The sequence below is a fragment of the Rhodococcus sp. EPR-134 genome (genome assembly GCF_001647205.1).
Taxonomy (GTDB): Bacteria; Actinomycetota; Actinomycetes; order Mycobacteriales; family Mycobacteriaceae; genus Rhodococcus_F; species Rhodococcus_F qingshengii.
On sequence record NZ_LVCT01000687.1, the window covers coordinates 1 to 14,489 of the forward strand.

General features: G+C 62.2%; 13 protein-coding genes. 10 read left to right on the top strand and 3 right to left on the bottom strand.

Annotation, left to right across the window (positions count from 1 at the left end; all coding sequences use genetic code 11):
* Together A2J01_RS30155 and A2J01_RS30160 are read right to left on the bottom strand one after the other, a co-directional pair.
* The coding region (locus A2J01_RS30155; protein ID WP_156519449.1) for an aldehyde dehydrogenase family protein at positions 1-608 on the bottom strand (608 nt) is incomplete at its 3' end.
* Positions 609-707: 99 nt separating this feature from the next.
* The gene (locus tag A2J01_RS30160; protein ID WP_030537210.1) at positions 708-2,021 is read right to left on the bottom strand and encodes a YhgE/Pip domain-containing protein; all 1,314 of its coding nucleotides are present in this window, start codon (positions 2,019-2,021) and stop codon (positions 708-710) included.
* A gap of 171 nt (positions 2,022-2,192) precedes the next feature.
* Between A2J01_RS30160 and A2J01_RS30165 the strand changes: the two genes are divergently transcribed.
* The 9 genes from A2J01_RS30165 (at position 2,193) to A2J01_RS30205 (ending at position 12,103) form a co-directional block, all read left to right on the top strand.
* Positions 2,193-2,825 (top strand): DUF4178 domain-containing protein, encoded by a 633-nt coding sequence (locus A2J01_RS30165; protein WP_042448586.1) that lies wholly within the window; start codon positions 2,193-2,195, stop codon positions 2,823-2,825.
* On the top strand, positions 2,822-3,322 hold the full coding sequence (locus A2J01_RS30170; protein ID WP_064114200.1) for a DUF2617 family protein: 501 nt from the start codon (positions 2,822-2,824) through the stop codon (positions 3,320-3,322). The genes A2J01_RS30165 and A2J01_RS30170 overlap by 4 nt, the downstream gene beginning before the upstream one ends.
* Positions 3,323-3,348: 26 nt before the next feature.
* Positions 3,349-3,726: a DUF4247 domain-containing protein gene (locus tag A2J01_RS30175; protein WP_050793959.1), complete on the top strand. Its 378-nt coding sequence runs from the start codon at positions 3,349-3,351 to the stop codon at positions 3,724-3,726.
* Positions 3,723-4,226 (top strand): DUF350 domain-containing protein, encoded by a 504-nt coding sequence (locus A2J01_RS30180; protein WP_042448576.1) that lies wholly within the window; start codon positions 3,723-3,725, stop codon positions 4,224-4,226. The genes A2J01_RS30175 and A2J01_RS30180 overlap by 4 nt, the downstream gene beginning before the upstream one ends.
* The gene (locus tag A2J01_RS30185; protein ID WP_064114201.1) at positions 4,226-5,800 is read left to right on the top strand and encodes a polyamine aminopropyltransferase; all 1,575 of its coding nucleotides are present in this window, start codon (positions 4,226-4,228) and stop codon (positions 5,798-5,800) included. The genes A2J01_RS30180 and A2J01_RS30185 overlap by 1 nt, the downstream gene beginning before the upstream one ends.
* A gap of 150 nt (positions 5,801-5,950) precedes the next feature.
* Positions 5,951-7,504: an acetolactate synthase large subunit gene (locus A2J01_RS30190; RefSeq protein WP_064074318.1), complete on the top strand. Its 1,554-nt coding sequence runs from the start codon at positions 5,951-5,953 to the stop codon at positions 7,502-7,504.
* A gap of 49 nt (positions 7,505-7,553) precedes the next feature.
* The gene (locus A2J01_RS30195) at positions 7,554-8,231 is read left to right on the top strand and encodes a GAP family protein (RefSeq protein WP_064114202.1); all 678 of its coding nucleotides are present in this window, start codon (positions 7,554-7,556) and stop codon (positions 8,229-8,231) included.
* A gap of 18 nt (positions 8,232-8,249) precedes the next feature.
* Entirely contained in the window at positions 8,250-10,145 is a 1,896-nt protein-coding gene (locus A2J01_RS30200; RefSeq protein ID WP_064114203.1) for an SEC-C domain-containing protein, read from the top strand.
* Between the two features lie 47 nt (positions 10,146-10,192).
* Positions 10,193-12,103, top strand: a complete 1,911-nt coding sequence (locus A2J01_RS30205; protein WP_064114205.1) for an SEC-C domain-containing protein — start codon at positions 10,193-10,195, stop codon at positions 12,101-12,103.
* Between the two features lie 36 nt (positions 12,104-12,139).
* Here A2J01_RS30205 and A2J01_RS30210 read toward each other — a convergent pair whose 3' ends face one another.
* Positions 12,140-13,570 carry a coniferyl aldehyde dehydrogenase gene (locus A2J01_RS30210; protein ID WP_064114204.1) on the bottom strand — a complete coding sequence of 477 codons (1,431 nt, stop codon included), beginning with the start codon at positions 13,568-13,570 and terminating at the stop codon, positions 12,140-12,142.
* 109 nt (positions 13,571-13,679) lie between these two features.
* Here A2J01_RS30210 and A2J01_RS30215 point away from each other — a divergent pair, with 109 nt between their 5' ends.
* Complete coding sequence (locus A2J01_RS30215) at positions 13,680-14,477, top strand: enoyl-CoA hydratase (protein WP_003939812.1); 798 nt, start codon at positions 13,680-13,682, stop codon at positions 14,475-14,477.
* The last annotated feature ends 12 nt before the right edge of the window (positions 14,478-14,489 follow it).

Genomic DNA, 14,489 nt, shown 5'->3' on the forward strand with positions numbered 1-14,489 from the left:
CCTTGAACTCGGGGATCGGCGATCATGTCCGCGATCTGCTCGTTGGTCGCGAAGACGTTGACGTAGGCGTCGTCCGGCAATCCGGCTTGTCGCAGAATCTCTTCCATCAGCAGCGCCGACTGCGGACAGTTCGATGCGTGCTTGAGAATGATCGTGTTACCGAGCATCAGATTCGGTGCCGCGAAGCGGGCGACTTGGTAGTACGGGAAGTTCCACGGCATGACGCCGATGAGAGCGCCGATCGGTCGCCGGTACACAACCGACTCCTCGGCCCCGGGAACGTCGAGTCGTTCTTCCTCGAGCAGTGCCGGACCGTGGTCTGCATACCACTGATAGATCGCGGCCGAGAGTTGTACTTCGCCCTTGGCCTCGCGGACCGGCTTACCCATCTCCAAGGAGATCATTCGGGCCAGTTCGTCTGCGCGCTCTGTGTACAGTTCGGCGGTCTTGCTCAGGACTGCCGCACGCTGCTGTGGCGCACTGTTGCGCCAGGTCAAGTAGCCGCGATGCGTGTTCGCAAGTGCGGCTTCAACTCCGGCGTCATCCAAAGTATCGAATTCCCTGACGGTTTCACCTGTCGCGGGATTGACTGTTTTGTAATTAGCCATAGTTGTACAACGTGCGGAAGGGGCTCGAAGATTCCCGAAACGCGCAATCACATTGAATCGGCTCAACAGGTTTCGATCAAATCCCGGCTGGGTACCATGTCACGCCACCTTGCGGCGATGGGTGCGCTCGTAGCCCTTGCGGTCGTAGAAACGGGTGGTCACGATGCCGAGTACGACGCCGATCAGTAGCCCCACCAACGTCATCCAGACGGCATGCAGCAGGCCTGCCTCACCGCGTGCGCCGAAGAACAGGATCGATCGCGTGCCCATGTAGATCTGGTGCATCGGCTCGAATTGCGCCAGCCAGGCATACAACCTGGGGCTGGCTTCGAGGGGGATGGTGCCACCGGACGAGGGCAGCGCGAGAATGACGAACACGAACAGGTTGATCAACATGCCCAACGAGCCGAACGCGGCCATCACCGACATCGCCGTGATGCCCACCGCTGTGATGACCAGCGCGCCGTACTCCCACAATGCAAGCCCGTGAGTGACCGGCATTCCGAGGGCGCGACTGATCCACTGGAACAACGCGGAGACTATGCCGGACAACACGATCATGAATGCCCATTTGACGAGCAGCGTTCGAAACCTGTTGATACCCACAACGTCGTTCTGAACGAAGAGTGGACCGAATTCGGTAGGCGCGTATCCGAGCATGCCGTCCACCAAGGAATTGACCACGGTTGCTCCGGTGAATCCCGCAAGGACCAACAGCAGCGCGAAATAGAATGCCACCAAACCGAATCCGGTTCCGTCGGGAAGCGGATCGTGGGCAACCGTGAGTACGTTCACCGGGTTTTCGAGCAGCAGGCGGCTCGCTCCGGAGATCTGGGTTCCGGTGCCTCCCGCTTCCAACTGCGCGGTGACAAGGGCGGTGAGTTGCTCGCCCATGTTCTTGTTGACCGAGGCGAGGGCTGTGGTTCCGATCGACTGGACCAGCGATGCCGAGACGGAACCGGCGCGAGGATTGGTGTAGATCGTGATGATCGGTTGCTCTACGTCACCGGCGACGACGCTGGCCTCCGCCAGGATGATCGTCCTCTTCGTGAAATCACTGGGAATCACGATCGCGCCGTACAGCGTGCCGGAGTTCAACCGCGATTGGGCTTCGGCGATACCGATCTGCTGCAGGTCGATCTTCTGGTGGTCGATTCCGCTTTCGAGGCCGGCGACGATGTCGTTTCCGAAGTTCTTGCGGTCGGCGGGGTCGCCACCGGGGAGGGTGTCGCCCTCGTCCTGGTTGACCAGGGCGATCGGGAACTGGTCCAGGTGTTTCTTGGGGTCGAGTATTCCGCCCATGTACAACGCTGCCAGCGCAGACATCAAGAGGGTGACCACTATCAATGGTGTCAACCAGAATCGTGGTGTGTGCATGACGGTGCGGGCAGACGGCTCCGTGTTCTTGCTCATCGTCAGTCGACCGGCTTTCGTTCGCGCGGAGTTCCTCGGGCTGAGCGTAAACGCAAAGGTGCGCCGGGGCAGTCTTTCGATCTGCCCGCGGCGCTGGAGACCTGTCCGGTCGGCGACAGGCCGGATTGCCGGCAGTCTCATCCGAAAAGGCTGAGAACGGATCGGTAGGGTATGGCCCGCGGCAACCCTGCCGAGACGATTTCGGAGAAACCGTTGACCAACGTGCTGATAGTTGTCCTGATACTCGTAGTGATCGCTGCCGTCGTGTTTGTGGTCCTGCGTGGACGCCAGGGCAAGCCGAGTGCTCGCGTCGACCCGCTCGCCGACTATCCCGAGGTGTACGACCCCCACAAGATCGGGGTCGGCGACATCATCACGTACGCGGGTATCGACCATGTTGTTCGAGGGACCATCACGCTCGACGAAGAGGGGTACATCTGGCGTGAGCACCTTCTCGACGGTTCGACCGGTCGTCGTTGGTTGACGGTCGAGGACGACGAGGGCGAATTGGAGATGACTCTCTGGATGCGTCGAGAAGGAACCAACCTGGTCCCGAACGGCGACGTCATTCTCGACGACAAGGTTCACCGCAAGATCGAAAGTGGAACGGCGAAGTTCACGGCCGAGGGTACGACGGGTACGGCCCCTTCCGGCTCGATGGAATACGCGGACTATGCGACCGCAGACAAGACCGGCCTGATTGCATTCGAGAAGTGGGCGCGCGGACAGTCGTGGGAGGTTTCCACGGGACGGGCGGTCACTCGCAGCGAACTCACCGTCATCCACTCGGGCCCCCCGGAATGAGCCTGTATCTACTCGACGTGGAGCCGACCGACGTGGATGCCTCGGCACTGGGGTTGGTACTGGGAGCTCCTGCGCCACCGACCCTCGCCGAGTTGGTGATCGGAACTTCCGACGCGACGCTGACACTCGGAGTGCTCGGGGCTTCGCACGTGGTGACGGCCTGGGCGTCGGGAAAGAAACTGACCGAACAGGTTTCGTGCGATGCTCTTGCCGCCGGCGGTGAACCCTTGCCGGCAGTGGAGTCCACGGAAAACTACCGGTTCGAGTCTTCCTCGCTGATCCTGGACCGAGTCGAATTCGATTCGGAAGCTGCATCGTTGAGAGAGTCCGCCGGCCAGGACGGTTGGATCTGCGGATCCTTTCCCGGCGACGACACAGCGTTGACCGCTTTGTATGGCGTGCGAGACCGCCAGGGGTGGAGTTGGCAGAGTTGGCATTTGTACCCGGGGGAGGGGACAGGAGTGATCGTGAAGACACGCAGCAGGTGGCGCCCGTGAGGGGGCGGACGTGGTTGGCTCCGGTGATGCTGGCGGCCGCAATTGTCTTGTCGGCGTGCGGTGGTGGAGCCAAAGACTTCATCGCGGACAACTATTCCAAGACGTCCCAGGATGGCGACGTCGTGTTGTACTCGTCGAAAGATCCAGTGGGCACGACCGTCTCACGGATTGTCGACGCGGACGAACCAGCGGCGCGAAGTGCTGACGGCGGCAACGAATACCTGCGCTACGACGACGACATCGTCACTGTCAGTTCGGCTTCGGGCGGTGGCAGCACCATCAAGGTAGAGGACATCGACGGCACGTATCGCAGCGGCGGATACGCGTACCTGGGACCGGGTTTCAACCCGGGATCCCCGGCGGGTGGAAGCAGTGGCAGCGGCGGCTCGGGTAGTGCCAAATGACGGTAATGCTCAATGAGAAGGAGAACGGCGTGACGAACATCTTTGCATCCACTTCCGTCGAGATCGGGACGGTGGATCCGGCATTGCTCGTCGGGGGCGTTCTCGGCACCCTCGCCTACTTCGTCGTCGGTGCAGCGGTTCTGGCGACGGGATTCCTGGTCCTCGACCTCATGACACCCGGAAATCTCCGCCATCAGGTTTACGTCGACAAGAATCCGAACGCCGCGATTCTGTTGGCCTCCAATCATCTTGCGCTGGCGATCATCGTGGTGACGGCAATCCTGACCAGTTCGGACGGCTTTGCCCAGGGACTCGCCGACTCCGCGGTGTACGGACTGTTCGCGATCGTGTTGCAAGCGATCGCGCTGCGATTGATGAACGCATTCCTTCCCGGCAAGCTGGTTGCGCTGGTGCAGGATCCGAAGATGTGTGGCGCCGCGTGGGCTGTGGGTGTGAGCTTGCTGTCCATCGGTTTGGTGAACGCCGCAGCGCTCACCTGATGGTTGCCGCTGATCCCGATGTGACAGTTGACGAGCGTTCGACGATGCTCGGCCCGCGCGCACGCGTCCTTCTCCTTGCGGCTGTTGCGGCGTGCGCTGCGTGTGGCCTGATCTACGAGCTGGCCCTGTTGACACTCAGCGTGAGTCTGACCGGCGGCGGCATCACCCAGACGTCGTTGATCGTCGCGGGATTTGTTGCGGCTCTGGGTATCGGAGCGCTGGCCGCCAAACCTCTGCTGGGACACGCTGCCGTTTCGTTCGTGACGGTCGAGATACTGCTCGGGCTGATCGGCGGATTCAGTGCCGTCACGCTGTACGTGACCTTCACGTTCTTCGGTTCCAGCGCAGCAGTTCTGGTGGCGGCGACCGCGCTGATCGGCATCCTCGTCGGTGCCGAAGTGCCTCTGCTGATGACGCTCTTGCAGTCCGGTCGCAGCGACAACGACGCACAGAGCACCGGAAAGGTACTGGCCAACCTCAATGCCGCCGACTACCTCGGCGCATTGATCGGTGGTCTGCTGTGGCCGTTCGTACTGTTGCCGTGGGCGGGAATGATTCGCGGTGCCGCACTCACCGGCATGATCAATCTCGTGGCTGCGGCAGTGGTCGCGCTGATACTCCTTCGGTGGCAGCTCAGCCTGCGCGCACGATCGATCGCCGTCGTCGCAATGCTGTTGGCAGCAAGTTTGATCGGATGGTTGCTGATCGCAGCGTCGGACATCGAGACCACATCGAGGCAGCGGCTCTACACCGATCCCGTGGTGGCCGCCGAGCGATCGGTGTACCAGGAAATCGTCGTCACCGAGCGGGGGAACGACGTGCGCCTGTTCCTCGACGGAGACCTGCAGTTCTCCAGTGTCGACGAGCATCGGTACACGGAGTCGCTGGTGTATCCGGCCCTGGTGAACGACCCCCGGCGCGTGCTGATTCTGGGCGGCGGTGACGGCCTCGCTGCACGGGAAGTGCTGCGAATGAACAGCGTCGAGCAGATCGTTCAAGTGGAACTCGATCCGGCAGTCATCGAGTTGGCCAACACGCGTCTTCGTGATCTGAACGAGGGAGCGCTCGAGGATCCACGGGTGGACGTCGTACTCGACGACGCGTTTCGGTGGCTGCGAGAGCGTCCGGAACCGGGTTTCGATGCGGTGATCGTCGACCTCCCGGATCCTGACACCCCCGCACTTGGCCGCTTGTATTCGATGGAGTTCTACGGACTTGCCGCTGCCGCGATGAATCCGGGCGGGCTGATGGTCGTCCAGTCCGGCAGCCCGTACTCGACACCGGATGCGTACTGGAGAACGGTGTCGACGGTATCGGCTGTCGGACTGAGCGTCTCGCCCTATCACGTTTTCGTGCCGAGCTTCGGTGACTGGGGATATGTGCTCGCGCAAGCGGGATCCACTCCACCCGACCTTCGTCTGCCCGCTGATGTGCCGAACCTGCGGTTCCTCGACGAGCCGACGCTGGCGTCGGCCTCGGTGTTTCCTCGCGATCGCCCGAGGCGGGAGTTGGAACCCTCGACGCTCGACCGGCCACGCATCGTCGACGATATGCGCAAGGGCTACGAACGCTGAACTCCCGACCGAGTAGCTTGAATCGAGACTCTCGGCCACGACGGAGGTACGGATGACTGTTCGGATCGAGGAGCACGCACCGGGAGTTCGGTTGCTCACGATGAAGCGCAGGAAGCATTCGCAGCTTTTCATGAAGAAGAGGTGATCGAAATGAACGGTGCACAGTCGCTCATCCAAAGCCTGGTCGACTCGGGCGTCGAGGTGTGCTTCGGCAATCCAGGAACGTCCGAGATGCATTTTGTCGCCGCACTCGATTCCGTTCCGCAGATGCGTGCGGTACTCGGCTTGTTCGAGGGCGCCGTGACCGGTGCCGCGGACGGCTACGCACGGATCGCCGGAAAGCCTGCCGCGACGCTGCTCCATCTGGGCCCCGGTATGGCGAACGGACTGGCGAACCTTCACAACGCGCGCCGCGCCCACACACCGATCGTGAACATCGTCGGGGACCACGCGACCTACCACCACGGTTTCGACGCTCCTCTCGAATCGAACATCGATGCGCTGACCGAATGGTTGGAGGGGTGGAGTCGACGTTCCGAATCCACCGCGACCGTCGGTAGCGACGCGGCCGACGCCGTTGCCGCCTCGATGAATCCGCCCGGGCACATTGCCACACTTGTCCTCCCTGCCGACGTCTCGTGGGGCGAAGGTGGAGTTCTTGCGGGTCCTCGGGACATACCGCCGCGGGCGGAAGTTTCTGCAACACAGATCGACTCGGTGGTGGGCGCGCTCAATGCCGAGGGTCGCGCCACGCTACTGCTGGGCGGCGCAGCCTGTTCCGAAGCTGGGCTGCGCGCCGCTTCCCGAATTGCGGTCGCGACCGGTGCCCAGATTCTGATCGAGACTTTTCCAGCCAGGCTTCAACGAGGTGCGGGGCTACCGTCATTCGAGCGCTTGGGATACTTCGCCGAGCACGCCACCGAACAACTTCGCGGAACAACTCAGCTGGTTCTGGCCGGAGCGGTTTCGCCGGTCTCGTTCTTTGCGTATCCCGGAAAACCGAGCGATCTGGCACCGGAGGGTGCTGCGGTGACAACGCTGGCAAGCGTCGGCGACGATGTTGCCGGTGCACTGGAGGCAGTGGCCGAACTCGTGGCACCGGGAGTCGAACCTGTTTTGCAGGAAGCGAATCGGCCGGCGCTGCCGAGCGGGCCTCTGGACGTTCGAAATTGGGCCGACGTGATCGGCGCCCTGCTGCCAGACGACGCCATCATCTCCGACGAGGCGGCGACTTCCGGTTGGGCGATCCCGATTGCCCTTGCCGGAGCGCCGCGCCACGACGTGCTCACGCTCACCGGAGGTGCCATCGGCCAGGGCATCCCGGTGGCGACGGGCGCCGCTGTGGCAGCGCCGGAGCGACCGGTGATCAATCTCGAAGCCGACGGAAGCGCGATGTACACCATCACGGCGTTGTGGACGCAGGCGCGAGAGCAGTTGAACGTCACGACGATTCTGCTCAACAATCGCGCATACGCCATCCTGCGTGGCGAACTGCAACGAGTCGGCGCAGAAGGTGGCGGCGTCGTCGCACAGTCGATGTTGGATCTGTCATCTCCGAACATGGACTACGTCAAGATCTCCGAGGGGTTGGGAGTGCCCGCGTCGCGGGCGAACACAGCGGAGGAGTTGGCCGAACAGTTTGCCGCAGCGCTGGCGGAACCCGGCCCGCATCTCATCGAGGTCATGCTGCCTCCGACGTCGTGATTTCGACCTCGAATCGATCGTCGATCGTGCATTCAACTGGAGGTTTTCGGTGCTAGCTGCGATCGGTTTGTCTCCTCCGATTGCCCTCGGCCTGCTTTTCGTCTCGATGCCCATGGCGGTGATCGTGCTCGTCATGATCACCGCTGGAGCACATCGAGGGGCGGCATCTTTTCTACTCGGGTGGGTCCTCGGAATCTCGGCAGTCGTCGCGGTGACCATCGTGATCGCGGACTATTCGTTTGCGGAGTCGGAGTCGTCGCAGACTTCGGTGTGGTCGAGCGTCGTACGAATCGTGTTGGGTCTTGTCCTATTCGGCTTGGCATACAAGCAGTGGCGCGCGCGTCCGCGAAACGGGAGTGAGCCGACAGTTCCGAAGTGGATGAAGAGCGGCGACGGGTTGACTCCGCGGAAGGCGTTCGGGTTGGCGTTCTTGTCCGCGGCGGTCAATCCCAAGAATGCAGCGCTGGCGGTATCCGGTGCGGCCACTATCGCGGTCGCCACGAATGTCGTTGCCCAACAGATTGTTGCCGCGGTGATCTTCACGGTCATCGCGAGCGTCGGCATCGCGTCGCCGATCCTGGTGAAGGTGTTCTCCGGCAAGCGTGCCGACGAGATCCTCGCGTCCGCGAAGGCATGGATGACCGCCAACAACGCGGTGATGATGACGGTCATCCTGACGATCCTCGGTGCGACCGTGCTGGGCGAGGGGCTCAGTGGGCTGCAATAGGTCGCCTACCATTGGCGGGTGACTGATTTCGACGACGACGCTGCCGGTTCCATTGCCTCCGCTGCTTTGGCTGTTCTGCGCGAGCAAGGCCCGCTGAGTCTCGAAGAGTGGGCGACCCATCTCGAGGAGTACGGAACTGCGACCGAGTTGGCCGATGTACTCGAGTACCTGTCCGAACCGATGCTCGGGTACCTGCCCAACGGAAAGTACGTCGCTCTCGACACGGTCCTCGAAGGGCTCGTGTTCACTCACCGGCTCAGCGAAGTCGAGATTGCGTCGGACATCCTTGACGCGAGCCCCGACCTGGAACCGATCTTGGCATTCGGCGACGGCGAGGACGGGGCGATCCGGGTGGCCCTGGCGGAAGAAGCAGCCTCCGAACGCGGAGCTGCTCCCTTCCGGAGTCGACGAGTTGTGGTACTTCCGGCCGGAACCCTCGGCGAGTGCGCCGACGGTGATCTCGTCGGCTTGGCTGTCGAAGACGGAACACTTGCGTTTCGTCTGGTCGAGATCGAGGACGAACCCGATCTTGCTCCGGCGCTCGGCGAACTCTTCGAGGAGGACGGAGTAGAGGCCCTGGATTCTGTGTGCTGGCAACTCCTGATCGAGGATCCGTCACTCTTCACGGTTCCTGTTGCGCCGCTGGGTGAGATCTTCGAGGTGGCAGGTTACGAGCACGAGCGTGAGCTACTGGCTCGGCGGGGATTCGACTTCGACGCCTACGACCTGCAGATTCGGACAGCCTTGGTGGCCAGTACCTACGACCTGACCCACGACGAGGCAGTCTCTGCCGTTGCGTTTGTCGATCTGGCGGACCGCGGATACACCGACGCGGTCATCGCCGACTTCGATATCGCGGACTGGGCCCACCGTCATGTGAGCGCTGCTCCGGACTCTTTTGTCTCACTGGCAGATCCGGGTGCTGCAGTGGCCGTGTTCGATCTCGGATTTCGGAATCAGGACCCGGTGACCGACGCAATCCTCGAAGCGCTTGCCTCCGAACTGGCCGAGCGAGGGCCACGGTCGGTCAGGGCGGCGGCTCATTGGCTCGCCGGTAAGGCTGTCGATCGGCTGGGGCGCGTCCTCGAAGCGGAGGCGCACTACGAGAAAGCGCTCCTTGCCGAATCCGGTTGGGGTCCGGCCTTGTTCGAGCTGGCTCAGTTCGCGTCGGACCGCGGCGATGCGACCCGGGCGCTGTCACTGCTCGGGCGGATCGACGGCGGAAGTGAAGAGAATCTCTACGCCGTACTGCAGGACTTCGTCCCAGCCGATCACCCGGAACTCGGGCGAAACGACAAATGTTGGTGCGGTTCCGGCCGCAAGTACAAGGTCTGCCACCTCGGAAAGGCCGATGAATCCGTCAAGGCGGACGGTCGGTGGCTGTACAAGAAGGCATGCCTGTTTGCGTTTGCCTCCGAATTCGTCGACATCGTGACCGGGCTCGACGATCTCGAAAACGAAAATCTCTCCGAGGACGAACTGATCGCGGCCACGATCTTCGACGGATCGGCACTGGACGTCGCTCTGTTCGAGGGTGGAATCTTTGCCGAATTCTTGGCCAGACGCAGCGAACTACTTCCGGAGGCGGAAGTTGTGACAGCCGCACAGTGGCTCGGAATCCGGAGGTCGGTGTACGAGGTGATCGAAACGTCCGACACCGGCGTCGTGCTGCTCGATCGTGGGTCCAAGGAGACCGTCACGGTTGCTCACTCGGTCGAAGGCGAGCCAGGTGATGTGATCAGTGCTCGGGTCCTGACGGCCCCCACTGGCGCGTTTGCGGTGGGTGTTGTGGTCATGGCGACGGAATCGCAGGCCGCGAGGGTACTCGAGGTTCTCGCTTCCGAAGATCTCGAGGCCGAAGAACTGGTGCGCGAGTTGCGCGGAGGCGCCGATCACTCGACCGATGACCGGTGACGATGTATCGAGTCGACCCCGTTAAAGTTGGATAGGTGAACGAACCGATGGATGCCAATGACTTGATCGCCGAAGCCGCGATGGAGTTGTTGCGTGAGCACGGCCCGCAGACAGCGGCGGACTGGGGCACCCTGTTGGCTGACGCCGGGCACGGTACAGCCGAGGACATGACCGAATTCGTCGAGTACGTCGAGGACCCGTTGCTCGGATACTTGAGTGAGGAACGGTACGCCGCCCTCGACACGTTGTTCGAGCATCGAGTGTTGACCCATCGGCTCACCGAAGCGGAAATCAGGTCCGGCGTTCTCGACGCGAACCCCGATCTGATGATGCTGCGGGTTTTCCTCGATCGTGACGACGACGAAATCCACGGCATCAGCGTCGTGCACCGCGGGACCGACGACGATCTATTGGCTGATCGTGGGATCGAAGATCCGGAGTTCCCACACGACGAAGGCTTTCTGCTCGACACCGACACCCTTGCCGAGTGCTCGGAAGGTGACTTGATCGGATTGTTCGTCGCTGACCGTGAGCTGACACTCTGCACCATCCCCGAGGTACTGGATCCCGCACCCGGATTCGGCGAGCACCTGGCGACGGTCCTTGCCGACATCGGTGCTGACACCCTCGATGCCATTGTCTGGCAGTTGATGCTCGACGAGCCGTCGCTGTTCCGTCAGCCGACCGCCCCGCTGGGCGAGATGCTCGAGGCGTCAGGTTACGTCCGCGACGGTGACTACGTTGCGGTCGACGGATTCGATTTCGAGGCATACCACCTGGCGAACCGGGCCCGCATGCTCGAGGTCCGCGAGAATCTGCACCCCGAAGAAGCCGCGTCGGTGATCGCCTTCGTCGATGTGGTCATGGCCGCGAAAGCCGAAGGCGTCGACGATGTCTCGGACTGGGCGCGCAAGCAGATCAAGGAGGATCCGCAGGCCTTCGCAGGCCTCGCCGAGTCGCCCGCGGCTGCGGCAGCGTTGGAGCTGTTGTCCGAACTCGACGATCATGATTCCGTATTGCATTCTGTTGCAACTGCTCTCGCCGAAAAAGGGTCGCGTCGTGTCAAGCCGGCAGCGCACTGGCTGGCGGGCAAGGCTTCGGATCGTCTCGGCAAGATCCTGGCCGCTGAGGCGTCGTACGAAACTGCGCACGATCTAGATCCCGACTGGACTCCCGCGATCTTCGATCTGGCGCTACTGGCCGCCGATCGAAGCGATGTGACGCGCGCGCTGGCTTTGCTGGGCCGAATCGAGGGTGGCGAGTCCGAGGTTCTGCACGAGGTTCTTCAGCGCTACGCCCCGGCCGAGCACCCCGAACTCGGACGAAATGACAAGTGCTGGTGCGGTTCCGGTCGAAAGTTCAAGGTTTGCCATCTCGGTAAGTCCGAGGTGACGTTCGACGACCGGGCCAGTTGGCTCTACGTCAAGGCTCAGTTGTTCTCGCGCACGCCGGAGTACTTCGACGCCGTGTTCGATCTTGCGCTCATCCGTGCCGAGCAGTTCAACAGCGAAGAAGCACTGACGCTGGCCGTCGAAGGTGGTTTGGCCGTCGACGCTGCCTTGTTCGATGCGGGTATTTTCGCAGCTTTTGTCGAGCGCCGCGGAGAACTGCTGCCTGCCGACGAACGCGAACTGGCCGATCAGTGGTTGTCGATTCCGCGCTCGGTGTACAAGGTCGCCTCGACGGAGCCGGGACAGTTGGTGACCCTCAGCGACGTCCGCAACGGCCATCTGGTGAAGGTCACGGACGAGTGGGGCTCGCTGAACCTCGAGCCAGGCACACTCGTGTGTGCTCGTGTTCTTCCGGCCGGGTCCACGATGCGCACGTTCGGTGGCATCGAACCGCTTGCGGTAGAAGACAAGAAGGAGTTGATCCAACTGATCGAGTCGGTGGATACCGAACCGGGTCAGCTGGTGGAGTTCCTCAGCCGCGGCCTTGCCGGTGCGCCTTTCCGGTAGCGCGAACTACCAAAAAGGCGCACGGGGCCGGAGGCCCTAGGGCGTTACCTGAGCCAACATCATCTGCTCGAAACCCTCACCGTACGGCGGGAGCATTCCCCATTCACCGCGTGGGTCATGCTGCGCTGCTTCGAATACCGTTCGCGCGTGACTGCACTCCAGGAAACCCTCACGGCCGTGGTAGTGCCCGATGCCCGAAGCCCCGACGCCGCCGAAGGGTGCGTCGCTCAGCCCGGGGTGAGACATCGCGTCGTTGATGGTGACGCCGCCCGAGACGGTGCGTTCGAGTACGGATTCCTTCTCGTCCAGATCGGTTCCGAAGTAGTACAGCGCCAACGGTTTCGGTCGTGAATTGATGTCGGCGACGACGTTGTCGAGTTGGTCGTACAGCAAGACGACGACGGCCGGCCCGAAGATCTCCTCCTTCATGATCTGCGCGTCGGTCGGAGGGTCGACCACGATTCGCAGTGGGCGACGACGAGTGTCTGCGGAGAGTTCTTCGTCGGGAACGGTGATGATTCGTGCCCCACGTTCTTCGGCGTCCGCGATGTACCCCTCGATGCGTGCGAGGTGACGATCGCTGACTATCGAGACCATGTCTTTGTTGTCGGCAATCGTGGGAAACAGTCCCGTGAACTGGTCGGTGAACGCGTCGATGAATGCTTCCGTGTTCTCGCGCGGAACGTAGATCAGATCGGGAGAGACACAGAGTTGACCGGCGTTGGTGGACTTCGCGATAGCCAAACGCGAAGCAGCAGAGCTGATATCGGCACTGCGGCTCAAGACGCTCGGTGACTTGCCGCCGAGTTCGAGGGTGACCGGCACCAGGTTCTTCGCAGCATTGGCCATGACCAGCTTTCCGACGGTCGTGCTGCCGGTGAAGACGAGGTGGTCGAAAGGCAGCGACGTCAGCAGATCAGCGACTTCCGGGCCGCCGGTCACCACCGCGACCTCCACGGGGTCGAGAGTTCGACGCGCCGCCTCGGCCAGGACGGCCGCAGTATTGGGCACGATCTCCGACGGTTTGAGAATGGCGCGATTTCCTGCTCCGAGGGCGCAGGCGAGCGGGCTCAGGAGAGTGAACAGGGGAGCATTCCAGGTTCCGATGATGCCGATCGAACCCTTCGGCTGGTACGACACGTACGCCGTGGCACCCAACTGGTCCTGCATCGCTCCGGTAGCTCTCGGTGAGCGAATCATCCACTCTTCGAGCGAATCACGAACGTGCTTGAGTGAAACCATCGACCCGAGAACGTCATTCATCACCGAGTAGGCCGGGATTCGGCCGCCGAAGTCTTCGTTGATCGCCTCGGTCAGATCCTTGTGGTTTGCCACCAGGAGATCGACGACGCGTTGAATGCGCTCGCGTCGTGTCTGCGCGGACGGAAGACCAGCGGCTCGAGTTGCTTCCTGCTGAGCGCGCAGAATCTCTTCGAGATCAGTGGTGACGGCGGCATCGGTGCTCATGGGCACTCCTCGTAGTGGCGAAGTATTGACCGGACCGTATCGACGCGGTGCGAGTGGATGCCCTTTTCGTCTCGTTGACCGGGACGGATTCGATTGGTAGAGAGAACACATGTCGCAGACACAGGTAGAAGACACTGCAGTGAAGATTTCCGTCGAGGAATCGGTGGGACTCGGTTTCCTGACGCTCGATCGGCCGGCGCGGCGCAATCCGCTCTCGGCGGAGACCATGCGTGAGGTGACGGCTGCCCTTGTCGAATTGTCTGTAGACGAGCGCGTGCGGGTCGTGATCGTGCGCGCCGAAGGCCCGGTGTTCTCCGCCGGACACGATCTGACGGAGATGATCGGGAGAACCCTCGAGGACGAGCGGGCGATCTTCGACGGCTGTACCGAGATGATGGAGACCGTACAGCGGATTCCGCAGCCGGTGATTGCCGCAGTACAGGGCCCGGCTATCGCGGCGGGCTGCCAACTGGCCGCGTCGTGTGATCTGGTTGTTGCTGCGTCGAATGCTGTCTTCGGCACGCCGGGCGTCAAGATCGGACTGTTCTGCTCGACGCCCATGGTGGCGCTGAGCAGGGCAGTAGGGCGCAAGCGCTCGATGCAGATGTTGCTCACCGGGCAGACGATCGACGCCGACACCGCTGCGGACTGGGGTCTGGTGAACTTCGTCGTCGCGCCCGAAGACCTGGACCGAGAGGTGCGCGAACTGGCCGCCAAGATCACGACGGCCAGCCCCTTGACGGTGAAGATCGGTAAGCAGGCGTTCTATCGCCAGATCGATCTGCCGCAAGCGCAGGCGTACGAGGCGATGGCGGAAACTATGGCAACCAACGCCGTGACCTGCGACGCTCAGGAAGGTATGCAGGCCTTTGTGGACAAGCGAAAGCCCGAATGGCGCAATAAGTAACGATCGCTCTTC